Here is a 25,781-nt window from a genome sequence, read left to right as displayed (position 1 = left end):
AAAATGAGTGGATTACAAAGCGTACTGAGTTCCGTGGTCGGAAAGTAATATTAAAAAAAAGAATCATTAACTTATATGTTACATTTATTGGAGAGTGAACTCAAAGAATATTTTTTGACATATGATATGGATTTCCTTCTCCGGCGAGTGTTCTGGTCTTACAGAACGGTTACATGCCTCCAAGTTTTGGCAGTACTGCAGCGGCAAAACTTAAAACAAAGAAGAAACCGCACATATCGGTGACTGTTGTCAGCAGGGGGCTGGAAACCAGGGCAGGGTCAAGTTTTAACCGTTTGAGAAGCAGGGGCAACATACCACCCAGAGTGACAGATACCAGGGTGTTAGCAGCCAGGGCTCCACCCACTACGAGGCCGAGCCAGGCATTGCCCTTCCAGAAATAGGCAATGGAGCCTAGAAGTACTCCCAGGACAGCACCATTAATTATACCCACTCTGGCCTCCTTGGCCAGTACCCACAGAATCTCCCCTGGACGGACGAGTCCCAGCGAAAGTTCTCTCATTGAAACAGCTACGGCCTGGTTGCCGGAACAGCCACTCATGTCACTGACCATGGGCAGAAAAACTGCCAGGGTGATTACTGCTGCCAGGGTGTCCTGGTACATGGCAATGACACTTGCGGCCATGATATTGAGAACGATATTAACACTTAGCCAGGAGAGCCTGCGACCGGAACGGGTGAGCAGAGGCATGGTTCGAAACTCTTCACCGCCGACAATGCCGCTCAGGTTGAGGAAGTTTTTTGTCTTTCGCTTATTGACCGCCTCTTCAATGGCTCCAGGCAATACCACTCCCACAAGCCGCTTTTCTTCGTCGACAACAGGCACGCCAAAAAAGTGATGTTCTTCAAAGAAATCTTCCAGTTCGGCAAGCGATGCCTTGTCTGAGACGCTCAAGGGCGAGCTGATCATTATCTGAGAAAGAGGTGTTTTTCGCGAAGGAAAAAGGAGGTCGTGCATCTGAAGGATTCCACTCAGTTTTCCTTTTCGATCAACAACATAAAAATACTGGACATGGTATCCGCCATACTCTTCACGGTTGGCCTGCATGTCGTCGAGTACATCCTGGATAGTTTTGTCGCTCGTGTAGGAGAGAAACTCAGAAATCATCAGTCCACCGGCACAATCCGAATCGTACTCAAGGAGCATCCGGGCCTCTCTGGCCTCTTCCTGGTCCATCTCTGCAAGGATTGCCCGACTGGTGTCTTCATCCATCTCCCCGAGAACATCGACAAGGTGATCGCTGTCCAGCTCCTCCATAATGGCAGCCGCCTGATTCGATGGCATTTCCTCCACCAGATCTGCAGCCTGAGCTTCGGGGATATCTTCAATAACATCGGCGGCATCTTCGGGACTGAGAAGAGTGAAGAGCTGGAGTCGTGTCTCTTCCGGAAGCCGTGAAATGGTTCTTGCCGTCTCGGATGGACTCAGGGTATCAATGTATTCAAGCAGGGCTGCACTGTTTTTCGCGGTGATCAGTTCAGCGACCTGTTGCCAGGAAGTTTTTTCATTGCTCATTTTTGCCTCGTGTCTGTGCAACTGTTTTTCATTGAGAAACAGTTCAACTTAATTGTACAGTCTTGGATATGTTTTCCCGCAGGTCCACTGGTAACAACGGCATAGCCCCTTTTTGGGAACAGACAAATGCTGCAACTCTGTTTGCGTGATCGTTGATCGTTGACAGGGGGTATCCTCTTAATAAGCCAAGAGCAGTTGCAGCAGTGAAGGAGTCGCCGGCACCTATGGTGTCCACGATATTGGTGGGGCACCCAGGATGACTGGATATTTCAGCAGGGGATACTAAAAGGCTCCCCTTCCCACCGCGGGTGAGGACCGCTAACTGCAGGTTATATTTCTCTACCAGTTTTTTCAGGAGAGAACGTTCATCACCTTTGATGTCGTTTATGACTCCAAGCACCTCGAGTTCTTCGTTGTTTAATTTTAGAACATTCGCTAGTTTTAGAGAATTCTGTATTATTTCAGTGGTGTAGAAATGCTGTCTCAGATTGATGTCAAAAATTCTAAGGGTATCAGGTCGGGTAGCCTGTAAAAATGAAACAATTGCCAGGCGCGCCTTGGGGGAACGTTGTCCAAGACTGCCGAAACAGATGGCATCCACCTCTTTTGCCAGGGACAGGGTCGGTTCAGCCAACGTTAGGTGATCCCAGGCCACGTCATCAGGAAAAGAATACGATGCGACACCTTTGTCATCCACATTGGCAAGCACATATCCGGTAACAGCTCCTTTACGAACGGTAATGTACCTTGTCGACATCTTTCGTTTTTCCAGTACTGCCAAGGCTGCTTTTCCACGCCTGTCATCCCCCACGGTCGAGATGGCGTAGCCCTTTGCACCCAAGCTATTTGCATGATAAGAAAAATTGACAGGTGCGCCACCCAGTTCCTCGGACTCCTCTAAAACATCCCAAAGAAGTTCACCTATTCCTGCAATGATAAATTTGTTCATGGTTTTTATTGTATACTGAGATTCATACAGTTCGTCGCGTAGAAAGAGACTATTCTCTGTTGTGAATACTGGAGCGGCTTGGATGAAATAATGAAAATGGCGATTCGACACATAGTGGTAAAATCCACGTTACCGACAAAAAGAGTTACTGATCTGTCAACCAGTAGAACTGGTATGGCGGAATGACCAGGTCGGTATTGAACATTGCCGGTTTTTCACCTGAATACAGGTCGCGAATAGTATCGTTGCGAAAATATGCTTTGCGGCCAATATCTTCGAGATTCAGATGTTGTGGTACACTGTCAAAATTCGCCACTACTAATACTCTGTTCGTCGGCTGAATGTACTCAAATCGTGCAAAAACGAAGAGATGTGGGTTTTCGACATCAAGTAGTTCACGGTTGTTAAAATCAGCAAAGGCTGATATCTCTTTGCGTACTGCTATCATTTTCTTCAAGGCGGAAAAGAGCTTGTATTCCACAGTACCTGGGGTGTTCCGCAGTTCAGCTTTCTCCCAGTTGATATGGGGACGATGGGCCCAGCGGCTGTCGTTGGCCTTGGCCGGATCTTCAAGATAGCTGTTGTCGTTCAGTGTGCCTATTTCATCCCCGTAGTACAGCAGGGGAATCCCTCCAAAGGACATGATCAGACTGTGCAATAATAAAATAGTTTTAATGGCATCCTCAGTTTCCGCTTGATCACCGGAATCCAATGCCGCCTCCAATCCAACCAGTGAAGCAAGTGATCCGGAAATACGGGTGTCGCCGGTCTTATCATTGTGGCCAAAAGGAAGGCCCCGGGATGAGGAATCACCATATTTTCCGGTATAATAGTCTATTAGAAACTGACGATGAGCATGCGGCTCGTAATCCACTGCCCGGATGTCATTATCATCATAGCCAAGACCGATATCATCATGGCAGCGTACGTAATTGAGCCAGGTGGCACGTTCGAGTTTGTCTGGCAGACTTTTTATGCCCTGCGTCAGCAACCTGGCATTCTTTGTTGCAACCGCATCCCACAGCAATGCCATAAGACTGGCGTTATAGGCTATTTCACATTCTTTGGCGTTGATAGCATCCTCTCCGAAATACTTGGTGATTTCGACTGGGGCAACTATGGCTTCAGCAATAAACAATACACCGGGGGCTGTAACCTGACAGCAGTCTTTCATCAGTTGCAGCAGAAGGTGTGCTTCACGTTCGTTTTGACAGATACTGCCGATTTTTTTCCACAGGAAGGCAACTGCATCGAGGCGCAGAATATCAGCACCCTGATTTGCCCAATACAAAATGATATCGACCATTTCAATGAATACCGCAGGATTGCTATAGTTCAGATCCCACTGGTAGTCGTTGAAAACGGTCATAACCCACTTGCCCATGTCCTCGTCCCAGGTGAAGTTACCTGAAGAGGTTTCCGGAAAGACCTCCGGCATGGTAACTTCAAACATGTCAGGGACTTCTCGATTGTCAAAAATATAGTAATACTCCTGGTAGGTCGGGTCTCCATTCTTTGCTTTTTGTGCCCACTCATGTTCATTGGAAGTGTGATTGAGCACGACATCAAGAGTCAGGAGAATTCCATGTTTTTGAAATTCCCCGGCAAGATTATGGAGATCTTCGAGACTGCCGAAGCGTTGGTCTATCTGGCGAAAATCACTCACAGCATAGCCACCGTCACTTGCACCCTGCGGACAGACCATCATCGGCATGAGATGGATCATATTGACTCCGAGTTCCAGAAAATAGTGGACGCGTTGCTGTAATTCAGACAAGTTTTTAGCATATCCATCTGCATACTGTGCCATGCCGACCCATTCCTGACTGAGAAACCAGTTGTGGTCGTTTTCGCGTGCAAGGTCACTCTGTTTGAGGTGGGCAGGGCGCTGGATATACTGTCCAGCCATGGTTTCCACCAGTTTTTGCATCTGCGCCTTGAAATCATCACGCTTGCCATAGAGAACAGCAAATAAGGAATGGATGGAGTAGAAATTTGCTCCCAGGCGGGTGTAAAAGTGACGTAAATCCTTTTTGTGTATTTCAGGTTTTAAGTCAGTGAGTATTTCGTTTAACAGGGAATGTGATACTTGTTCGTACATTTAATCGGACTCCAGCAACGTTTTGATTTCAGGGTGATAGTGAGCGACACCTTCCAGTATTCCTGCTGCGTAATTTCCGTTCATTCCTTTGAAACCACCATGGGCGAGATAGAGGGCTTTCTCTGTTCCAGCTGCTTTTGCCATGCGTTGTCCTTCCCTTTTAACATCGGTGCTGGCGTTATGAACGAGAACAGAGTGGATCGGACTGATAAGAACCGGGAGGTCATTGCCGCTGTCGCCGGAGAATACAGTATTGTCAAATCCGTATCCATGTTTTTCCATGAGGAACTCGATGGCATGACGTTTGGTGGCACGGGCTGGAAGTATGTCTAATAAACCTTTGCCGGCAGGTTCGTCCAGGCTCCAGATGAGGCTGGCATCGATGTGGTGTTCCTGGAGTTGACTCTGCAGTTTGGGTAAAAGTGTTTTGTGATTTGTATCTATGGGTGCGTAGTAACTTACCTTGTATGTGTTCTGCTTGCTCTCTTCCTGCAACTGTATCTCTGGATTTCCCTTCAGGAAGGCTGCAATGTCGGAATGGGTAAAGCCGCCCCAGTCCTGTGCTATGTGGGCCTGCCAGTCTGACATGGGATGCCATTCGTGTTGTTTACACACATAGATGGAAGAACCCACATCCCCGAGCACGAAATCTGGCATAGGGAGGGTGTATTCATTGATAGCTTCCCGTACTAATTTCTGGTCACGCCCGGTAACGTAAGCGAGGGTTATTCCAGGCAGTGCAGCAAGTCTGTGAAACCATGTGCGAGCATCGGGTGACTCTGGATCGAAGCCGTTAGGAAGTAACGTACGGTCAAGATCTGTACAAACAAGAAGGCGCATGTTTATGTTTCCTGTATTTCACAGGTCTCGAAAAAATTGTACAGTTCGATAGCTTCAAGAATGCCTTCCGCGAACGGTCGTGAGGCAAAGAAAATCTCATCCACATGTGCCAGGTCAGAAAGTTCCTCGTTGTGGCGGTTGGCAACCACGACAGCAAGCATATTTCCACGCATCATGTCTTCATCAGCACCGGAACCACCTGCAGCCAGTATCCTTTCGAGTGGAATTTCATATCTTTCGGCCACCCAGCGCAGGGCAAGCCCCTTGGATGCACGGACGGGGATGACATCAAGGTATTGTCCGAAAGAGAGGACCACATTGGCTGCCAGTCCTTCCTGGTTCAGTAGTTTGTTGATGTGCTGAATATCAGGGGCAATCTGTGGGTCAATATAGTAACTGACTTTGAAACGGCCCTGTTCCAGGCGCGGTTGCAGTTTCAGACCCGGTAACTCCCGGAGAGCGCGGCGGACGATCCGTGGATTCCAGAGATAATCTATATGTAATTCCCATGCAGCATCCGGTACCAGGTTGGGGTTGTAATAAATTTCAGTGCCAAGACCGGTTATCAGCACGTTTGGCATGGGAATCCGATGCTTCTTCAGAGCCTGCATTGCCGAATCCAGCCTCCGACCGGTGGCAATGCCAAAGAGAACGCATTTTCGGTTCGCCTGCAGGGCTTCGATGAAGGTAGTGAGGGCAGGAGGATTACCCAACAGGTTCTGATCAAGATCAGTGAATAATGCACGATCATGGTGCAATTGCTTACGGCGTTTGGCGTGAAATGGTGGGGTAGTGACCGTACTGGTAATCAGGGGATGCAATATCTTAAGGAATTTCTCCGTATGTGCTTGCCAGGAATAGTGTTTTCGTACACCGAGTATCCCGTTTTGAGCAAATTCTTCCCACTGCTGCTGATGGGAAAGTATGTCAAGAAGTTTGCTCTTAATGTCTTCACGGTCGAGCGGGTCAATGAGGTAGCCATTCTGACAATTGCCTATAATATCAATGGGACCACCATCTTCGGTTGCAACAACAGGCAAGCCACTGGCTGCCGCTTCAATCAGAGTCAGGCCAAAGGGCTCGGTCAATGCAGGATTGATAAAGACCCCCTTGCTCATGGCTGCAAGACGGTAGATAACAGCCACCTCGGATTGCTCATGGTGCTTGGGATAGGCGACTTTGCCGTATAAGTCATACTGGTCAATGTGCAACAGGATATTCTGCAGAACTTCCTGAGTTTCATCATCCATCTCACTGATATCACCACGATTGCCAGAAATAATGACAAGATTTGCGAGTTGCTGGAGTTCCGGTGATTCACCGTATGCGGCAATAAGTTGGAGAATATTCTTACGCGGATCAGGACGGGAAAGAGCGAGAATGATTGGTTTTTCAGGGTCCTTCAAAAAACGGTAGATTTCTGTTGCAATGCTACTGCTTCCTTCGTTGCCTTCTGGAACAAAAAACTGCTGGAGATCAGTTCCCGGGGGGACGACGCGCATACGTTCGGGCTGGTAGTGGTCATAGGCAGCATACTGCTCAAAAACTTCCTGGCTGGTACTTGTGATGACACACTCTGCGACACCCAGTGTTGTTTCTTCGGCCTCGATACGAGTGGTAATGTTGTAGCGAGCTTCGAGAATTTCTCTTTTATAACCGGCTGCAAGAAGTTGACGCCGCTTACTGCGCCCGAGAGAGTGGCCGGTGTGGACAAGCGGAATACCAAGAAGGTGTGAGAGGCGCGTTCCAACATAGCCAGCATCAGCGTAATGACTATGAATAATTGACGGTATTTCGGGTTGCAGTTTGATGTATTCGAGGATGGAATCTGCAAAGTTGTCAAGGCAATCCCAGAGGTGTTCTTTTGGAATATATGTTTCTTCCCCGCAATCAATCCGAACTATTTGGGCATTTTTGGACAGCTTTTCAAAGCGTTGGCTGTAGTCATCACTGACTGACGGATCAACAATACGACGGGTCACGAGATCAACCTTTTCCACATCAGGGTGTTCGCCAAGAGCGCGTGCCAGTTCAACCACGTATTTGGTTTGACCGCCGGTGTCGGCATCGCATCCAAGTTCGAGGTTATGGCCGCGAATCAACCCATGAACGCTGATCAAGACGATGTAGATTTTCTTGTCATACCTTTTCATATGTTTGATAACATGTGTGGAGTGGTTTTGAAGTTACATTCTTTTAGGAAACTATTGGTTAACAATACCATATTGTAGGATTTTTAACAAAGAGTGCTTTGTCGTACGTACTGTCGTGGAAAAAATGCCGGTTAACGTTCCATGAAGGTCTTTGTATTTTCTCAGCTTCACACAAACTATTTTTGCTCCCTTCTTCACAACTGAAGAGATGTGGAAAAGGATTGGCTGATGCTCTATGTTACCAGGAACCATGGAAAGAATCCATGGCAGGATATGAGTAAAACAGGAGAGATAAATCATGGCGTTGTCTGGAAACGGCAACGAGCCCGGTTTGGATTAGTGGGTGCTTTGGCAGGCAGGTGGTAACTCCGGTTTCAAATTACTTCCAGCCGGCGCTTCAAGCAATGTAACAGTAACAGTCTGACAAGCATTCTTTTCGGTGCTCTCCATGGGGAAACCTTTGAGTTTTCCCATAAGTCCCAATGGGTCAATGCGATTGAGAAGCGGGACTGCAGCAAAGTATTTTACCCGTTGCTCAATTACAGTCTGCAGGTGAGACCAGATAGCCGGATCTTTTGATACCCAGTAGCTACCTGTCCCTTCACTGAGCGTCTGACCGAAGCGGTTGAACACTTTCGGCCCAAAATTTTTAAAGCGAAACAAACCAGCACCAAGTAAAGCCGTTTTTTTCTTACATTGATATCCGCTTATTTTCTTGATTTCTGTGGTTTCTGAAACCTGAATTTCAGCGAGTAAAAGGTCACTGGCTGTGACAACCTTGCTGTCCGACTCTGCAGATATTGAAGCACTCTTTTGAGACTCCAGTCGGTATTGGGTGCACTGTCCGCTTACCTTATCATAGTGATACAGTCGCATGGTAGAATAATCTACAGATATGATTTTGTTTTCGTCATCAATGTATGTCAGTTGATCATTCACCCAGATACGTGAAACAGAAGAGTCATTTCCTTTATTGCAGGAGTTGCTTTCTGATTGCTGTTGAGTCGTCCAGGTAATTCCCTGTGTCATGGCGGTTGTGGAACAAGAGAGAGAAAAACAGAAAACAATGAACTGTAACAGTCGGTTAAGGTGCATACTTCCCTATCTCAGCCTGGTAAACGAGTAGCACCGCTTACCAGGCTGAATATTTACTAGAAGGTGTATATTAGATTCAGAGAGAACATGGAGACCTCAAGATCTGCTCCTGCCCCATCAGAGAGGACAGAAACGTTACCAGAGCCAAAATCCCAGGTAGAGTCTCCGGTCATGGTGTCATAGCTTTCGTAGAAATAGGCTGCTTCCACTCCAAGGGATGGAGTAATGTCATAGGATGCTGCTATATCGATGGCCCACATGTTTTCACCACTGAAATCGTCGGTGGTGACAAGATCACGCATATGATGATGATCTATAGCCTCACCACTGACAAACATGCTGGCAATGAATTTTGCTGTGAAGTGGAATTGGTCAAAGTCACCCACCATTCCTACACCAAAATAGGGTACATCAAATGTTTGTTCGTAGGTAATACCAAGCTCACCATCAGGAAAATTTCCTACGGTATCACGAAAGCCGTTACTAGAGTATATATAGGAACCGCCCATGGCTTTCCATTCGAAAACATCGCGGCGGAAACCAAGAATACCGTTAAAGGAGACAGAGCTTGTTTTAAAGGCAGTTAGTTCCAAGCTCATATCAAACATGAAGCCGGTACTCACATCGGTATCGTCGTGAGTGGATCTGTCAGTCCAGTCCATCCCGGGTACCATCCAGTCATAGTCGACCATATTCCCGTCACCATCACCGATATTAAACCACACGTCACCATTTATACTCATCCATTCCAATGGTTTGACTGTTCCTCCAATCCCTAACATGACCATGGAATCGATATCCCAAACAAGTTCGCTGGCAGTGTGTCCACCCAGCTCTTTCCAATAGACATACTCGTGGGCCTGTCCTGTAAGATAACCAACACCTGCACGGGCGGAAAAGCTGACACCTGCGCGTTCAGTTGTCATTTCAGTGGACTCCTGAGTGCTGACTTTGGCGGCATTTACTTGAGTAGCCCCTATCATCAGGGCAATCGCAGCAGCAGTTGTAAGTGTTGCTTTTCTCTCAAAACCCTTAAAACATGCTCTTTTCATACTGTCCTCCTAAGGTAATGGATAATAAAAAATGTGACACGGATAGTGCAATACTAAGGATAAAAAAAAATTGTATCACTTAGGAATTAAAAAGGACAAAAGAAATTTTTCAGAAGGTAATTTTCTTTCCAAACGAAGTGAAAGCAGAATGGTATGAGCTATTGCAAGCCTACTGTCCTGTTGAAATATCCGTTAAATAACAAGTGTTTGTCCGATAGATGTGCTTGTAGGTTTTAAGAATATTTTGGGCTTATAGCTTACCGATCATTTCCGCTGCAAGTGCCTTGATTTTATCAAACGCAGGCTCATCTGGCATCAGGCTGATACGAAAGAAGGAGAATGTCAGGGAACGATCTCCTTTTTTGATATGCATAGCCGCAATTCCCTCTTTTAAGCCAAACCGTGGATTTGCCTGCTGAATGGCAATAGCAGCCTCGTCCCCTAGACCGCTGATATCTTCAATCACGTATCCTGAACCAAGCATTGAGAGAGAACGATGTACGCTGGTTCCTGCCCTGGTCACTGAGATGATTAGTGCCGGAATGTCCATCTTGTCAAGATAGTTACAGACTGTTTCCGGGCCAACTGACTGTTTCTCTGCTTTCAGTAACGTTGGAAAAATGGCAGAAAGTTTTTCAGTTGCTATCAGGCTGCACGGATCGATATTGTTTTTGTTTTGAGAGCAGATCCCTGCTGATAACCCTATGGTAAGGTTCAAAAACAAAATAAAAGTAAAAGAAAAGAAATGTTTCATTGGGTCCTCCCTCTTTAGTAACAGTTTGTGTGGTTTCCCGGTTGTCGCAGGGGGGCAATTTGTTTTACGAACAAGAAATAAACGCCGTGGACGAAGTATTTCGCTTCCCATCAGGGAGTATGTTCTACCAGCTCGACCCTGCGATTTTTACTCCTCCCGTTTTCTGATCTGTTCGAGGAAACCGGACAAGCATACGACACGCCAACAGGCTTGAGTCGATCTGGTTGAACACCGTACTTTTGACCAAGTTCTCTCACTACCGCACCAGCACGATCCTGGGCCAATTTTAGGTTGTAGCCGAATGATCCGACGTTGTCTGTGTGCCCGACCACGAGAAGATTTAAGTCTGTTTTGTCTTGTAGTAACTTGGCTATCTGCTCAAGTGTGTCTGTTGACTCAGGCTTGATAGTGCTTTTGTCCGTATCAAAGTAAATCCCATAAAGTGCTATACTGCCGGAAGCTGAGATCTGCTCTGCCATTTCTTCTGCAGCAACTGTAACCATTTTTTCTTCCATGATTTTGCTTTCAATTATATCCACGTGAAGAAGAGTCTGACCCTTCTCAACGTTTTTTAAATTACCAGCCCAGAAGCGGTTTTCAACACCGTACAAAGTTACCATGGCCGAACCACCCGGTTCAGTTTTCTCAGCGGCCATGTATATCTGTTTGTCGCTGTTCAGAGTAAGTCCAGGAACATTGGGTGGCCATTTGATCTCTTTATATCCTGCTGCTTCTGCAAAATAGCTTCCCAACGCATCTTTTTGGCCAGAAAAGAGCACTTTGAAACCATTTGCCTGCAATTCTTTTTCATAGTTGCGAATGACTTCCAGCGGAGAACGTCCCATGGGGATCTTGTATGTCAGGCGAGTGATGGCACCTTCAATCTCCCGTGAATCTTTGAGCGTTTGTGAGTTGGTAGCTTTGCCGAGCGGAATGATAAGACTGTCATATTTCCTATGTTCATATTTGACGATTTCCGAACCTTCATACCGTTTGAACTGCGGATGATCTCTGCTGCCTTCAATGTCGGCTGCAAGGCCCAATGCAGCAGTTATTGGCAGAATAAAAAACAATTGTACAAGTGCGACACTTATTGTGGCTTTCACTGGTATTCCTCTCCTTTTGATAGTCATTTTTCAGGATCTGTCTTAATGTTTTTTATGTCTCCCCCGAAATGTAAGGCCGGTGTGTCGATGAAGCGTTACTTTATGTCTTGAGGCTGTTTCAGTATGCTTTTTCCGGGAATGCTGCCAATGAGCTCCATTTTCTGATCCTGCAAATAGTCTTCATGTCCCGGACCGAATGGGAGATCTCTGATGAGTTTTGTGTTCAATTGAAGGGCATGGGAGAGAGCATCTGCCGTGGCTTTGTCGACATCTTCCTTTTTCATGCCTGCAAGCAGTGATAAACCCGCTCCCGCCGTTGATTTGACAGCGTTGAGATCAATGTTTATCGAGGTGTTGTAACGCCATAATTGCTTTGATGTTTTTGTGGAGATAAGTTCAGCCTCAATTGAAATGATGAGTCTTGAGAGGAGTGCCGTATGGGCCACGTCCCACTGCTTGATACGGGCGAAAAGAGCTGCATCTGAACCGAAATATTGCCCAAGGGTTTGTGGCGGTAGCGAATACAGTGAATTGTCATGTAAGGTGTTCTGGTCTATGACATTCTTCACCGTTTCTTCGGGGGTAACCTGATATCCGGCTGCGTTGAGGGGTGTTGTAATTGTGGCCATGTAGTAATTCCCTGCTTCAGGGAGAGTGCTTGTGTTTAATGGAGGGAGGATTGCAATGGAACGGGGCTGTTCCTCATACATCTGTGGAAATGCTTCACCTCGTGTTATGATACTCCTCTTTATTGTACTGGTTGTACCGCATCCCATCACAGAGAAAAGGAGTGCTGCCAGAAGTAAAAATGTAATGCCGTTTTTAGAGAGCATTGGAGTTCCTTTTTTATTGGTTGCTTTGTTTCTGTATCGGTACGCAAGAGTTGTTCCGATGATTTTAAAACCTGATTACCATCAAAACTCAGCTTTGCAACCCGGAGCTGTTCCGTATCGATTATATGGGACGCCATAACCCCATCTTTGGGGCCTCTGCTGCGGCCGTCCTGGCCGCAGATGCCCGTATGATCGACACGAAACAACTCCTCCTCATGCGGGTAGGCTGAGAATTAGTGGTAACCAGGTTTTAAAATGTAGTATAATACTTCAACGTTAGAGAACGCAAAGGTGAAGATTAAAATTTCTTTTCTTTTTTTGTTCTTCCGTTTTGTCTATTTTCTGGACAGTCTTCCCCTTTGCGGCCCCATGAGAGTGCACAGGAATTAGACAGCACCATTCTCCCACTTCTTCAGGGCGCAGGTGCGGAAAATTTTTAAATTGTTTTATTTTAAGAGCTTGTGTTGTAAGACAAATGCGAACACGCAACATGGCATGCCATGTGCTTGATGACAGACGGCGTATGGGAACAGGCGATGTTGCAGAATACTGATAAGATATTGTAAAAAAAAGGAGACACCATGGCAGTGGTTGTAGCAAAACAGCTGGAAAAGACCTATATGGCGGGAGACATTCCTGTGAAGGCAATCCAGGGGGTGACTTTCACTATCGAGCCGGCATCTTTTGTCTCGTTTGTCGGGCCTTCGGGTAGTGGTAAATCCACCCTGTTGAATATGATAGGGTGTCTAGATCCCCCAACGAAGGGTGCTCTGTCCGTGGTTGGAAAAGACATAAGCAGCTTCAATCGCCAGGAGGCGGCACGGTTTAGAGGAGAGCATATCGGGTTCGTCTTTCAGGATTTTAACCTGATTCCGGTACTTACCGTCTTTGAAAATGTTGAATATCCCCTACTGATGGTTTTGAACTGGCCAAAGAAGAAAAGAAAGGAACGCGTGCTGGAGCTTCTTGAGGCTGTTGGTATGAAGGAGCAGGCGCATAAGTTTCCAAGCCAGATTTCCGGAGGCCAAAAGCAGCGGGTTGCTGTTGCCAGGGCCCTTGTGACCAACGCCAGTCTTGTGCTGGCCGATGAGCCAACGGCCAACCTTGATCGAACCACTGCAAATCATGTGATTGAACTCATGAAAAAAATGCGTGATGAATTTGGGACGAGTTTTGTCTTTTCCACTCATGATCCAAAGGTTGTGGGGAATGCAGAAACGATCTTTACCCTTGAAGATGGAAAGCTGCTGCAAGGCAAAGGAGGAGATCATGTTTAATGTATTGAAACTTGCCCTGCGTAATCTCAGGCGCTATATGAGACGAACCATGCTTACTTCTACTCTTATCACTCTGGGGGTAGTGGCGGTGTTACTCTTTGTCGCTATCTCCGGTTCTTTTAAAAGTATGATGATAGGACAGATCACGGATTCCATGCTCGGTCATCTGCAGGTGCATCGGAAGGGATATATGGCATCCATCGACAGCCTTCCGCTCGACAAAAACCTTAGTGGTAAACAGATTAACAAGGTCAAAGAAAACCTGGATCAGAATAGTAATGTCGAAGCGTACTCCATGCGGCTCAAGCTTGGGGCTATGTTCAGTAATTATACCGAAACCACCAATATTCGCCTTAACGCTGTCAACCCGAAGCAGGAGCTGAAAACGGTTCCCATGCTTGAGAAACGGATCATCGAAGGGAAGAAGGATGGGCTCATAGAAAGGGGTGAAATCCTGGTTCCCGAACTGATTGCCAAGGGAATGAAAGTGCAGGTGGGTGACTCAATTGTGCTGGTGGCCACAAATAAGGAAGGATCGGTGAACGGTCAGCCCTTTGTGGTTCGAGGTATTCTGGAAGGGATTTCCGGGCCAGGTGGGCGTGATGGTGTTATCCATATTGAGGATGCCAGAAGTCTCCTGCGCATGGAGGATAAAGAGGTCAGCGAAATTGCCATTCGCCTGAGAACGATTCAGTCTCTGGAAGCTGTTTTTGCCAGCCTGAACGATACGCTCGGGTCGATAAAAAACAAAATGGATCAACCTGTGTTTGATGTTCATACCTGGGAGAAGCTTTCACCTTTTTTCAATATTGCCCGTATGATTGATCTTATGACACTGTTTATTAAGATAATGCTGGTGGCCATTGTTCTGGTGAGTATCATGAATGTGATGATAATGGCCGTATATGAACGTATTAATGAAATCGGAACCATTGCGGCCATTGGCACTGCTCCCAATAAAATCCTTTCCCTGTTTATCATGGAAGGTTTTCTGCTGGGCTTGCTCGGGACGCTTGTTGGTGTTGTTATCAGTCTGGGGTCCATTTATGCCATGAATATCTTTCAGATCAGTTTTGACTTTGGTCGACAGAAAGGTCTGCTTCTATCACCTACCATAGGGACTTCAGAGGTGATCACAGTTTCAGTTATTGTTGTTGCTATCTCGGTGCTTGCCAGCTTGCAGCCTGCCTGGAAAGCTGCGAAGATGGATCCGATAACAGCTCTGCGTCATGTTTGAATTCTGAAGGAAAGGATAAATAAGTTATGCATAGAATATTACAAAGAATAATATGTTCAGTTGTTGTTGTCTTCCTTCACACAGGAACAGCGTTTGCCCTCGATGGAAACGAGATTCTTCGTCAGGTCGATGCCAACATGCAGCCTCAATCCTACGAAATGTATCGGAAACTGATTAACGTCGAGCCCGATGGGAAAAAAAAGGAATTTGTTCTCTATACCGTAAAAACCGGACAGGATAAAATGGTTGCTCTCTTTATCTCACCCGCCAGCGAAGAGGGAAGGGCTACTCTGCGTCTTGGGGATAATATGTGGCTCTATATTCCCAATGTCGGAAAACCTCTACGTATCACCAGTCTCCAGTCGGTTATCGGAGGCATTTTTAATAACTCCGACATTCTGCGCCTCGATTACAGCGTCGAGTATGATGCAACGGGTATCAGTGAACAGGAAAAAACCTATCAGCTGGATCTTAAGGCCAAATCACCATCCGTTGCCTACGATCATTTAAAGATGACGGTTGATAAGGAGTCTTTGCTGCCTTTGGATATCGAGTGTTATGCGGTGAGCGGAATGCTTATTAAAACTCTGCACTATTCAAAGATACAGGATTTTGGTGATGGTATGGTGCGGCCGTCACTCCTTGAAACAGACAGTCCTCTACATAAGGGCTATCGGTCGGTGATGCTCTTTGCCAAGGTAGAGAAAAAAGAATTTGCCGATGAAGTCTTTACCTTGAATTATATGTCTCGGATTAATGAATTACGAAAGTAAAGGGACAGTTCATCGTAGAATAACTGTATCTCTTTTTTCAAAGATTTTATTGCTGTCTGGTTTGCTGTTAGTTGCTGCTCCTGTAAATGGTAGTGACGAATTCTCCTTTGACCTTGAAGAGATTGAGAAGAAGCCCTATCAGCTCGGGGGGTATGTTGAGCTGAGGGGGGAGCATGCGGATATCAACCAGGGCTCTGTTTTTACTCGCCTGAATCTTACCGATCCCAATATATCCACTATGGATTCGCTCTATGGCAGTATACAGCTTGATGGCAGTTATGAATATGGTATAAGCAGTCTAAATGTACAGCTTAAGGCTGCCGCGCAACAGGATACCATTGGCTGGAGTGACCTTACGCTTGTGAACGCCGCCTATGTGTCTCTGCAACCCACTCCCTCCGCTACATTCTCGCTTGGGAAAAAATCCTATAAATGGGGAAAGGGATATGCATGGAATCCGGTGGGCTTTGTTAATCGTCGCAAGGATCCCAATAACCCCGAAGATGCCCTCGAGGGGTATGTGACGCTGGAATGCGATTTTATTAAAAGCTGGCAGCAGTCTGCTCTGCAAACCGCTGCCCTGACGATTGCCGTGCTGCCGGTATGGGATGATATCAATGATGATTTTGGCGAAAGTGATGAAGTCAACCTGGCAGCGAAATTGTACCTCTTATACAGGGATGTCGACATAGATCTGATGGTCTTGACTGGCAATAGCCGCTCCGAGAGTATCGGCCTTGATTTCTCCACCAATCTGGCGCCACACTTTGAGATCCACGGTGAAGCCGCGTATATTCCCAGTTTTAAAAAAAATATTCTTAAAGAAGACAACTCCTCATCCATTGAAGAAAACGATACCTTTTCCGCTTTGCTTGGGATTCGCTATCTCTCAGAAAACGATGTCACGTCTATTGTGGAATATTATTATAACGGTGGTGGCTACAGTGAGGAGGAGATGGCAGATTTTTATCAACTTGCAGAGGCTGGGTTTTCCCAAAGCTTGGAACCTGGAACTGACTTGCTGGACAGGGCCAGAGAAATGAGCCTGAAGGGATATGGCCGGCCACAGCCAGGACGCCATTATTTGTATGCAAAGTTCAGCCAGAAGGAACCCTTTGACCTTCTTTATTTGAGTCCCGGGATAGTTGCCCTTATCAATCTGGAAGATCAAAGCTATTCCATAACCCCGGAAGTTGTCTATACCGGGGTCACTAATTGGGAATTTCGTCTTAATTTCTCAATGATTGATGGCGGAAGCCACACCGAGTACGGAGAAAAAGTTAATTCCAATAAGTTAGAGCTGCGGGCACGATACTTTTTCTGATTCCTGACTAAAAATCATCCCCTGTCCCATTCCAACCACACCTATCCGTAAGACTTGCAACACATCCGTCGAAGTAAGACCACACAATTCCTCTCTTAAACTACAGTTCTGATCTTTGCCACACTACCAGAATACAGAAGTGTCGCAATGGGTTTTTGGGGGTGTTGTTGTTGATTTGCACGCAATATCATTGCGATAGCGCTATTGTTGTTGGTGCGGAGCGAGGAGGAGTCAAACTGGCATGATTGGTGCTACATAGAGGGCAAAGAAAAGAAAAATTCAGCTATATCAAACCTATATGGAGGACACCATGACTACAAACACTCAAATCACAACTACTACTCGGGCTAACACTGGATACGAAACTTCTACATTTGTACTTGGTGCTGGCATGACCATGGCAGCTCTTGTTGGAATCTGGGGATTTGCCTGTCTCGCAAGCGCAATGATGAGCATGGGACCCACGAACGTTGTTAAAGGGTATTTGACCGCAGTTATCGGCTGATAAGTTAACAAAAATTTAAAATATAGAGATAAGGATACGACCATGAAACAAAATACATCAAAAACAGGATCAAGAATACTTCTCGCAGCCGGTTCAATCATGTGTCTCTGGGTTGGTGCAGCCCTTACAAGTGCTCTTTCATCGGTTGGCTGGTCAGTAAGTGAGCTTGCCGGACAGTATATGGTGGCGATCGGAATGGTAAAACCTCTGCATACCCTGGTTGACTACTACACCCATATCAAAGGTATTGAGTATCTGCTCTGTGTGGCCTTCTTTGTCGCCTTCCCGGTATTTTTTAAATACGTAAACAAGGCTCCTGCCGAGGCTATAGCTTCAAAATAGAAAGAAAAAATTAATAGGGGAATATCCCCATATGAACCTTCAGGGTATCTCATCGTTAGCCTGGAGGTTTTTTGTATTGCGATCCCATTGACAGGTGTTATCCCATTCGATTTCATTTGACGATGATGAGCTGGTATAGCTGTCCGCAGAATGCTGCATCATATCTTCTTGTCAGGAAAAAAGAGGGAAAAGAAGGTGGAGAAAATAATATAGGCTCCGAGTAAAAGGACAAAGCCGCCGATAAATAAGTCATCCTGCCTGTTGTAGCCACGGAAAGGCAGTCCCTGCAGCAGTCCTATACCGGTTTTGGCAACCAGTACTCCAACAAAGATTCTGCACCCGGCCAGGAACCACCTTCCGATACTTTTGTAGAGTGGTGCCATGCTCAACCCTATAACTCCAGTTTTATGTAGAAATCCCGGACAAGGCATGTAGTAAGTCGCAAGGATCCGAGGCCCTGAGGTTGGAATGTAATATCAAAAAAAAACACTTAAGGGAAGCATTCAGTATTCCATTAGTTTTCAGTATTTCAAAGAGTGCTTCTCATCTTGAGGACTAATCTGCGGTAAAGGTTTATCAGCCAGGATGTCATGGAGAAAGCTCTTCGCTAATGTAGTAAATATCTCTTCAGACCTGCCGTTTGCATCATGAAAGGGGTTGAACATGCTCTCAAAGGCAGAATCAGTATATTCCTGATTTTGTGTTGCATATAGGTACTCTTTGAGGACAAGATCATCTTTGACCACCTGTACCCGAAGGCTGTAATGAAAGTCAGCTTTTATGGGGGCCAGAGCAGCACTCAAAAGAAAAAATCCTAAACTTTTAAGATCAATGATGCGATTATATTCGATTTTTAACGTGTAGAGAGAAGGAGTGGTTGCTGCGCGAAGAAACAGGCAGTTTCGGCAGAACAATAGTTTTTCAAGCTCTCTTTCAACTGATATGTCTTTCGTGAGTCCGCTAAATTCGACACGAAGGGGGACAAAGGGTTGAACGTTCTCTGGCCTGTCAACATTGCCCTTTTGACAGCCGCTAACAAAAAATATCAGACAAACTATTATAAAAGAGATTGCTGATATTTTTGTAATTGAGTGCATCATTAATTTCTAATTTTTTCAGAGCTACTGGCTTTTAGGCGTTGTACTAAAAAATGAACATTCTTAATATATGATTTGTTTTCTAGAGTTACACTACTTGTCTTTCCATCTGCTCTGGATATGTTGAGAATACCGGAAATTTCAGATTCAACGGTTTGCCCATCTAATGTTAACAATAAAGAAAGGTGTATCCTGTTTGTTGAGCCATTGGCAGTTTGAGGTTTGTTCTCTACTATGGAGGTATTAATTTTTTTATTTTTTATATATGTAATGATCCCATCCAACTCTTCTGAGCTCAATGTGCGAGCTACTGATTCATTGCTATTTTCAGGGAACGGAAACCCGCTGTAGCTGTATTCGTAGTTAAGATTTTTGTCTTTCATCTCTATCAGGTATCTTTGGGAGTTTGAATCTTTGCTGGTTTCGCTGTAGGTCATATCTATTTTTAGAAAGAATTCATTGTCTGCCATGGAAAGAGTAGTGCTCAGTAGTAAAAGAGATATTGCGAACATCAGAATTTTAATCATTTTCTTCTCTTTGAAATTCAAGTGTTCTTCTACTTAAAGGGTGTCTGTGACCGTTTTGTATCATATGCATTTTCTATTTTTGGGTACTATTCGGTAAAATTGTGTTACTGATATTCCCAAGAGATTAGTAGAACAAGTACACTGTTGGAATTCATTTAGAAACAACAGGAAATGAATTTCTAAGGTACTCAATTTCTATCAGCTTTCATAAAAACCAGCAACCTGTATTCAGGTGACAATGTGACCTCCGCGAGATTTCCCCTCTCAAAACGTTTCTTTAAGCTGTTGTTTTTGTCAGTCTTCTTTTTACTCTTTTCTGTATTTGCCAATGCTTCCTGTGTTATTCCCGGCACTGAATCCTCATGTGGTGAGTTGATATCAGAATTACCGTGGAGTTTCAGTATTGAGCAAAAAGAGGGCGCAAACCGTCGTATTTTTTTCGAGAGTCAGGGGGATACAGGCAAGGGTGGTGTGCATCTGAAGATGATTCTCGACATAAGCACCTATAGGAGCAAGAAAGCAACTATCGATTCTTTTGTACAGGTCTCCAATAAGGCAGACCCAGACATAGGGCTTACCTATGGTTGGGATTTTATCATAATCCAGGAAACTCGACTCTATCATCTTCATGCGGACTGTAGTCTGTCAGAGTCCAACTTTATGGTGATGGTTCGAGTTTTGGAACGTATTCTTGGCTTTTCCAGCAATCACAAACCACCTCCTCTTTTGTGTCGCTGTGGTGGCGGTTGCAAAGATTCAGAATTGCAGATTGACTAACTTGTGGTAAGCTTTCTGATTGGTTGTTCTTCAGTTCTGGCCATTTACGTATATACCGTCTCTGAATGTACCTTCTTGCCTGGCTCCGTTCTGCAGGGTTAAAATGCCTTGGCCGTGTGGCTTGTCATCCCTGAACTCACCCTGATACTTTCTACCATCAGCAAAAGTCAATATCCCCAACCCATCTGGTCGGTCATTGCTGAAGGTGCCGACATACCGATAGCCATCTGGAGATGTCAGGGTGCCATCTCCGTTTTTCTTGCCGTTTTCCCAGTCTCCAACGTATTTACTTCCTTGGGGCGTGACAAATGTCCCCCTCAATACATTTTCCGAATGTGGATAATGGCACAAAAAGGAGAAAAAAACAGGTTGTCAATAGTAGATATTTTGTATTGTACATCACTGTCGAGTGTCCTTTGCTTTTAATAAATGACTAATCTTACGTGTGGTACTGTAAGAATTTTCTTCACAACCGTTGATTCGCACTGAATAATCCTGTTTCCATCTATATACTTGTTTTTGCCCCTCTATAACCGACAACCCTGTTCCGACCACCATCTTTTGCCTGATATAATGCCATATCGACCATTTGAATCAAGTCACCAGTTTTTTGCGGCTTATTGCTATGGATTGCTGCTGCCCCAATACTTGTGGTCACCGAAAGTTCTAGTGGCCCCTTGCTATACATTTCTTTTTCACAGCTTTTGCGAATTTTTTCTCCAACCTGTATGCCTCCTGCCAGGTCGGTCTGAGGCAGGAGAATGATAAATTCCTCGCCCCCGAAACGAAAAACCAGGTCTGTGGGCCGACTTGTTTCTTTCATTCTTCGTGCAAACTCTTTAAGGACAAAATCACCGAAATCATGCCCTTTAGTGTCATTGACCTTCTTGAAATGGTCAAGGTCGAGCATCAGAATGGCGAGGTCGCTACCATAACGCTCACTACGGTAAAATTCCTGTTTCAGCATGGTGTTAAAATGCCTGCGATTGTATAAACCGGTAAGGTCGTCATGCAATGCCAGATGGCTTAATGCTTCATTTTGTTTTTTGATGAGTTCTTTAGACTGGTTTAATTCTTCTATCAGCTGTTGTAATTCCTGTTTTTGCCTGTAAAGAGTAAGGAAAAAGGCAGCTTTGCTGAGGAGAATTTTCCCGTCCACAGGCTTGAAAATATAATCAACTGCCCCACTTTCATATCCCTTGAACACATGTTGTTGTTCTTTGCTGATAGCCGTCACAAAAATGATAGGGATATGTGCTTTGTCGTCGGATAAACGGATCATTTCCGCTGTTTCGAAGCCATCCATGTCTGGCATCTGGACATCCAATAAAATGAGGGCAAAGTCATGATCAAGAACGAGTGATAAAGCATCATTTCCTGATGAGACGGCATATATTTCGGCATCAAAATCCTCGAAAAGCCGCTTCATGGCCAGAAGATTTTCCGCTCTATCATCTACAACAAGAATTTCAGGTGTATTCATTTAGCAGTCTCAGTAATAAATCAGTACAGATGCAGTGGGTCTGCTCTGCCTGGTTCGTCTATTTTATATGTTTGTATTGCTTTCCCGGTCGTGGAGCCAGACCCTCAGCATGGCAAATAATCTTTCCGTATCAATGGGTTTTGCCAGATAGTCATTGGCGCCGCCATCAATACATTTTTTGCGATCTCCCTTCATGGCTTTGGCCGTAATGGCAATAATTGGTAAATTTTTGAACTTTTTCTCTTTGCGTATTTTGGCCATGGCCTCGAAACCGTCCATAACAGGCATCATGATATCCATGAGTACCAAATCAATATCATCATTCTTTTTTAACTGCTCCAAGGCTTCCATGCCATTCTTACCGACAACAACATCTAAGTCCTTGTCCGAAAGTATTTTGCGCAGAGAAAAAACATTGCGCATATCGTCGTCAACCAGGAGAATTTTTCTACCTTTAAAAACATGTTCTTTATTATAAAAGCGCTGCACTATCTCCTGCTGCTGAGGAGGTAGGTCTTTTTCAGCCCGATGCATAAAAAGGGTTATCTCTGCCAACAAGCGTTCATGGGACAACGGACCTTTCAAGATTGTTGTCCGACTGTATTGGTCGAGCAAGGCCTTCTGCTGTGATGTCAGGTCTTGCCCTGTATAGACAATTATCGGGATTTTCTGCAGTTCCTCCACGTCGTTAATTATCCGCAACAACTCTTCACCACCCATATCCGGTAAACCGAGATCCAGAATGACGCAATCAGGTGTACTTTCTCGTAAAATGGTAAGAGCTTGTGCTCCGGTCGATGCCCGAAGGAATTCAATATCATCAGCCATGATGAAATTTTTCAACACCTGTGACAGGGTGTTGTCATCTTCAACCAGAAGAACCTTTTTCCCTCGGGCAGAGGCCATGTCACGCAACTGAACTAATGCGTCAATAAGTACTTCAGCATCTATCGGTTTAGTAACAAAATTCAAGGCTCCCATTTTTAAGGCCTCATTATCGTGATCTGAAGCAGAAATAACGTGAACAGGAATATGGCGTGTGGAGCTGTCTTCTTTAAGCCGACTGAGAACGGTCCAGCCGCTCATACCCGGGAGACCGATATCCAGAGTAATAGCAGTTATATTGTATAACTCGATGAGCTGCAGGCCAATCTCACCGCTTTCAGCCACCAAAACCTTAAATTGCTGTTTCCTGGCTACGTCACGGACAATCGTTGCAAAATCAGGATCATCATCAATAATTAACAAAACCAGATCATCGTTCAGGATATTTTTTCTGTCATCGGCAACATTGTCAGCACTTTTTTGGGTAACCACCTTCTCTGTTACAGGTAAAGTAGTTCTTTGATTGCTTGGTATTGCTGTTATTCGTCCATGGGAATCATTGTCCTCATTGTTCTGCTCTGTAGGGACAATGAGGGAAAATTGAGATCCCTGACCAGGTTCGCTGGTCATGACAATACATCCTCCCAGAAGCTTGGCCATTTCAAGGCTTATCGACAAGCCCAGGCCAGTGCCACCATACTGACGACAGGTACTGCCATCTGCCTGCTGAAAGGATTCAAAAATAAGATCCTGCTTTTCTTTGGCAATACCAATCCCACTATCAGTGACGGTAAATGCCAGATTCTCTGGTGACATAAATTCTTCAGGTGTAGAGCTGGCTAAATCGGGATGAAGTGTGGCCACTCTCCCGATATGCAGTGATACTTTGCCATTTTTTGTGAATTTACAGCTGTTTGACAAAAAGTTTTTCAGTATCTGCTCCAGCCTTGATTGATCGGTTCTGAAGGTGTCTGGCATATTCTCATCTAAGGTCACCTTGAAATCAATCGCCTTGTCTTCACAAACCGGATAGAAAAGATGTTTCATGTGCTGGGCGAGCTCAACAATTTGTACATCGTCAATCTCGATCGTCATGTGGCCTGATTCGACTTTAGCCAGATCAAGAACTTCATTAATCAGATTGAGAAGATCGTTACCTGCCTTGTTGATAATTTTAACAGACTCAACATCATCTTTTGAAAGGGCGTTGTGCTTGTTGTCAGCCATGAGGCTGGAAAGAAGAAGGATGGAGTTGAGCGGAGTTCGCAGTTCATGACTCATGTTAGCCAGAAATTCCGATTTGTACTTGCTGCTCAGCTCAATTTTTTTATTCCTTTCCTCAAGGATTTGCTGTTGTGTCTGAAGCTGCTCAGTCTGCTCCTGGGTTTGTTTGAGGAGTACCTGCAGTTGTTGCCTGGAATTAGAGCTCTGGAATGCGATTGCTGTTGATTCGGAAACATGTTCGAGGAAGTTTATTTCCTCTTCTGTAAGAATCCGATTGGAGCCAAATTCAAGTACCCCAAGAATGTTGTCATCGCGCACCAGAGGGATGATCAATAAAGATCGGAGATTCACAATACCAAGGCCCGATGTGGTTTTCAGGTGGGCTTCCTCAGCCGCCCCTTCGCGGAGATAAATTTTTCTCTTGTCACGGGCCGCCTGACCGATCAGGCCCTCACCCAAGGCAAAGACAATGTCGTCGTCTTCTGTCTGTTTTTTGTAAGCATAGCCTGCCGTGAATTTTAAAGTCTCATTTTCGTAGGCAAAAAACACGCCGACGGGTAACTCAAGATAGCGGCAGAGATAATTAAGAATTTTATCGCCAAGCGTGGCAATGTTTCCTTCTCCTCTCATCTCTTTATCAAGGCCGGTTTCCCCGGTTTTGAACCAGTCCTCGCGGTCTTTAACATCGATCATTTCTCGCAGTTCACCAACCATGTCGGAAAGTGCTTGGTAAAGAGTGCCAATTTCATTGGACGGAGGGTGCATCTCATGGATAGAGAGATCACCTGTAGAGACCTGTTTTGCCCAGGCGCTAAGACTCACTAGCGGCATGATCATTCGCCGGGCGAGAAAAGCGGCCAGGAATACAATAAAAAGGGTGGTGAAAGAGACAACGAGAATGAGCATGTGCTGCAAATTGCTGGCGGCCTCTAAAACTTCAGCCTCGTCTACTTCAGCAATCATCAGCCAGTGCATATCATATTGGCCTAGAGAATCCATATCTGCGGAAATGCCTAGAACATTGTTGCCGCTCTGTCCCTTATAGATAGAACCCTCGAAATCACCAAGGAGAAGGTGTTTTCTCGCTTCCTCATGGCCAACCCCGTGGCGAATTACCTCTCTCTGAAGCCATTTCGTAACCAGCGGGTTGTTTACATCAGTTGACAGGACCTGCTTTGTCCTGTCGCTGCGAAGGGTGCTGCGCAGGGTGCTATCGTTGCCAACTACAAAAATCTGACCGGTTTTGCCAAGCCCACTGACATCTGCCATGAGCGTGTCTATTTTTTTTAACTCGATTTGCAGTACCAGAACGCCGATTTCTTCACCATAATCATTCACCATCAGTTGAGCCGTAAACAGCGTTTTCTCAGTACCGGAAGGTCCATAGATCGTTAGGTCGGAGGCGAGAGAATGGCCTGTTTCGATGGCGAGACGGCAGAGTTTGGCAAGTTCTGTCTCATGATAGGGGCCATGAAAAATGTTAGTGCCCAAATCTTCTTCTGCGGTGATGCTAAAGAGGATATCACCTGCAATGTCTATCATGTAAATATTCGAGTACCCAGCCCGCTCCTGGAAATCTTGAAGGTCCTGAGAGTGTTCGGTAACAATTCTGGTATGGTTATAGGATTTAACAAACTGAGAGAGAGAGAGGCCACTTTTGTTATAGCTTTCTTTTAAATCCTGAAGGAGAAATATGTTGTCACTGAGATCAGCCTGGAGTGCCAGGTCGTCCAGGCGCTCCTGAAAATATGCCTCAAAATAAAGACCTCGGAGCGACAAGGCCGTCTGTAGATTCCTCACTTCCTTGGTGAGTAGACTGGTGTGGGCGTTGTGGTAACTCAGGACGCTGGCCACAAGAAGTGGCATAAGGGCAAGGACCATGAAACTGACAAAAATATTTTTCCCTAAACCCCTGCGTAAGGTGAAGGCAAAATGATCCTCTTTGTTTTTACTCTTTTCTGACATGGTGACCT

General features: G+C 45.4%; 24 protein-coding genes. 7 read left to right on the top strand and 17 right to left on the bottom strand.

The genetic code is table 11. The annotated features are described in order from the left end of the window. Positions 1–169: 169 nt before the first annotated feature. From mgtE to UWK_RS02755, 10 genes are all read right to left on the bottom strand, one after another. A complete protein-coding gene (mgtE, locus tag UWK_RS02805) occupies positions 170–1,534 on the bottom strand; it encodes a magnesium transporter (RefSeq protein ID WP_015402831.1) in 1,365 nt (454 codons plus the stop codon). Positions 1,535–1,577: 43 nt separating this feature from the next. Continuing rightward, on the bottom strand, positions 1,578–2,483 hold the full coding sequence (locus UWK_RS02800) for a carbohydrate kinase family protein (protein ID WP_041916281.1): 906 nt from the start codon (positions 2,481–2,483) through the stop codon (positions 1,578–1,580). A 145-nt stretch (positions 2,484–2,628) separates the two neighbouring features. Continuing rightward, on the bottom strand, positions 2,629–4,584 hold the full coding sequence (locus tag UWK_RS02795; protein ID WP_015402829.1) for an alpha-amylase family glycosyl hydrolase: 1,956 nt from the start codon (positions 4,582–4,584) through the stop codon (positions 2,629–2,631). Then, entirely contained in the window at positions 4,585–5,424 is an 840-nt protein-coding gene (locus tag UWK_RS02790; RefSeq protein WP_015402828.1) for an HAD-IIB family hydrolase, read from the bottom strand. Positions 5,425–5,426: 2 nt separating this feature from the next. Further along, complete coding sequence (locus UWK_RS02785) at positions 5,427–7,577, bottom strand: HAD-IIB family hydrolase (protein WP_015402827.1); 2,151 nt, start codon at positions 7,575–7,577, stop codon at positions 5,427–5,429. A gap of 336 nt (positions 7,578–7,913) precedes the next feature. Beyond that, positions 7,914–8,606, bottom strand: a complete 693-nt coding sequence (locus UWK_RS02775) for a hypothetical protein (RefSeq protein ID WP_153304799.1) — start codon at positions 8,604–8,606, stop codon at positions 7,914–7,916. Between the two features lie 122 nt (positions 8,607–8,728). Then, a complete protein-coding gene (locus UWK_RS02770) occupies positions 8,729–9,724 on the bottom strand; it encodes an omptin family outer membrane protease (RefSeq protein ID WP_015402825.1) in 996 nt (331 codons plus the stop codon). A gap of 250 nt (positions 9,725–9,974) precedes the next feature. Further along, positions 9,975–10,478 (bottom strand): hypothetical protein, encoded by a 504-nt coding sequence (locus tag UWK_RS02765; RefSeq protein ID WP_015402824.1) that lies wholly within the window; start codon positions 10,476–10,478, stop codon positions 9,975–9,977. A 110-nt stretch (positions 10,479–10,588) separates the two neighbouring features. Further along, positions 10,589–11,584: an OmpA family protein gene (locus UWK_RS02760; protein WP_015402823.1), complete on the bottom strand. Its 996-nt coding sequence runs from the start codon at positions 11,582–11,584 to the stop codon at positions 10,589–10,591. 95 nt (positions 11,585–11,679) lie between these two features. Continuing rightward, entirely contained in the window at positions 11,680–12,417 is a 738-nt protein-coding gene (locus tag UWK_RS02755; protein WP_015402822.1) for a GNA1162 family protein, read from the bottom strand. Positions 12,418–12,998: 581 nt separating this feature from the next. Between UWK_RS02755 and UWK_RS02745 the strand changes: the two genes are divergently transcribed. The 6 genes from UWK_RS02745 (at position 12,999) to UWK_RS02720 (ending at position 17,875) form a co-directional block, all read left to right on the top strand. Beyond that, the gene (locus UWK_RS02745) at positions 12,999–13,694 is read left to right on the top strand and encodes an ABC transporter ATP-binding protein (RefSeq protein WP_015402821.1); all 696 of its coding nucleotides are present in this window, start codon (positions 12,999–13,001) and stop codon (positions 13,692–13,694) included. Next, a complete protein-coding gene (locus UWK_RS02740; RefSeq protein ID WP_015402820.1) occupies positions 13,687–14,931 on the top strand; it encodes an ABC transporter permease in 1,245 nt (414 codons plus the stop codon). Before UWK_RS02745 ends, UWK_RS02740 begins: the two co-directional genes overlap by 8 nt. A gap of 26 nt (positions 14,932–14,957) precedes the next feature. Then, complete coding sequence (locus tag UWK_RS02735) at positions 14,958–15,704, top strand: outer membrane lipoprotein-sorting protein (RefSeq protein WP_015402819.1); 747 nt, start codon at positions 14,958–14,960, stop codon at positions 15,702–15,704. Next, positions 15,688–17,028, top strand: a complete 1,341-nt coding sequence (locus tag UWK_RS02730; protein ID WP_015402818.1) for a hypothetical protein — start codon at positions 15,688–15,690, stop codon at positions 17,026–17,028. The genes UWK_RS02735 and UWK_RS02730 overlap by 17 nt, the downstream gene beginning before the upstream one ends. Positions 17,029–17,338: 310 nt before the next feature. Next, entirely contained in the window at positions 17,339–17,533 is a 195-nt protein-coding gene (locus UWK_RS02725) for a hypothetical protein (protein WP_015402817.1), read from the top strand. 42 nt (positions 17,534–17,575) lie between these two features. Further along, positions 17,576–17,875, top strand: coding sequence for a hypothetical protein (locus UWK_RS02720; protein ID WP_015402816.1), 300 nt, complete (start codon positions 17,576–17,578; stop codon positions 17,873–17,875). A 39-nt stretch (positions 17,876–17,914) separates the two neighbouring features. On the opposite strand, the gene UWK_RS19940 is transcribed toward UWK_RS02720, so the two are convergent. The 4 genes from UWK_RS19940 to UWK_RS02705 form a co-directional block, all read right to left on the bottom strand. Then, positions 17,915–18,037, bottom strand: a complete 123-nt coding sequence (locus UWK_RS19940) for a hypothetical protein (RefSeq protein ID WP_265588640.1) — start codon at positions 18,035–18,037, stop codon at positions 17,915–17,917. Next, entirely contained in the window at positions 18,034–18,258 is a 225-nt protein-coding gene (locus UWK_RS02715) for a hypothetical protein (RefSeq protein ID WP_015402815.1), read from the bottom strand. The genes UWK_RS19940 and UWK_RS02715 overlap by 4 nt, the downstream gene beginning before the upstream one ends. A 138-nt stretch (positions 18,259–18,396) precedes the next feature. Next, on the bottom strand, positions 18,397–18,975 hold the full coding sequence (locus tag UWK_RS02710; protein ID WP_015402814.1) for a hypothetical protein: 579 nt from the start codon (positions 18,973–18,975) through the stop codon (positions 18,397–18,399). Further along, positions 18,975–19,499, bottom strand: coding sequence for a hypothetical protein (locus UWK_RS02705; protein WP_015402813.1), 525 nt, complete (start codon positions 19,497–19,499; stop codon positions 18,975–18,977). Before UWK_RS02705 ends, UWK_RS02710 begins: the two co-directional genes overlap by 1 nt. Before the next feature lie 240 nt (positions 19,500–19,739). Between UWK_RS02705 and UWK_RS02700 the strand changes: the two genes are divergently transcribed. After that, entirely contained in the window at positions 19,740–20,276 is a 537-nt protein-coding gene (locus UWK_RS02700) for a hypothetical protein (protein WP_015402812.1), read from the top strand. Positions 20,277–20,306: 30 nt separating this feature from the next. Here the strand turns inward: UWK_RS02700 and UWK_RS02695 are convergent, their stop codons facing one another. The 3 genes from UWK_RS02695 to UWK_RS02685 all read right to left on the bottom strand — a co-directional run bounded on the left by UWK_RS02695 (position 20,307) and on the right by UWK_RS02685 (position 25,773). Continuing rightward, the gene (locus tag UWK_RS02695) at positions 20,307–20,597 is read right to left on the bottom strand and encodes an MORN repeat-containing protein (protein WP_052326953.1); all 291 of its coding nucleotides are present in this window, start codon (positions 20,595–20,597) and stop codon (positions 20,307–20,309) included. A gap of 184 nt (positions 20,598–20,781) precedes the next feature. Further along, positions 20,782–21,759, bottom strand: coding sequence for a GGDEF domain-containing response regulator (locus UWK_RS02690; protein WP_015402811.1), 978 nt, complete (start codon positions 21,757–21,759; stop codon positions 20,782–20,784). A gap of 63 nt (positions 21,760–21,822) precedes the next feature. Next, on the bottom strand, positions 21,823–25,773 hold the full coding sequence (locus tag UWK_RS02685) for a response regulator (RefSeq protein WP_015402810.1): 3,951 nt from the start codon (positions 25,771–25,773) through the stop codon (positions 21,823–21,825). Positions 25,774–25,781 lie beyond the last annotated feature (8 nt).

Source organism: Desulfocapsa sulfexigens DSM 10523 (genome assembly GCF_000341395.1).
GTDB classification, from domain to species: Bacteria; Desulfobacterota; Desulfobulbia; order Desulfobulbales; family Desulfocapsaceae; genus Desulfocapsa; species Desulfocapsa sulfexigens.
This window is presented reverse-complemented; position numbering and strand designations above follow the sequence as displayed.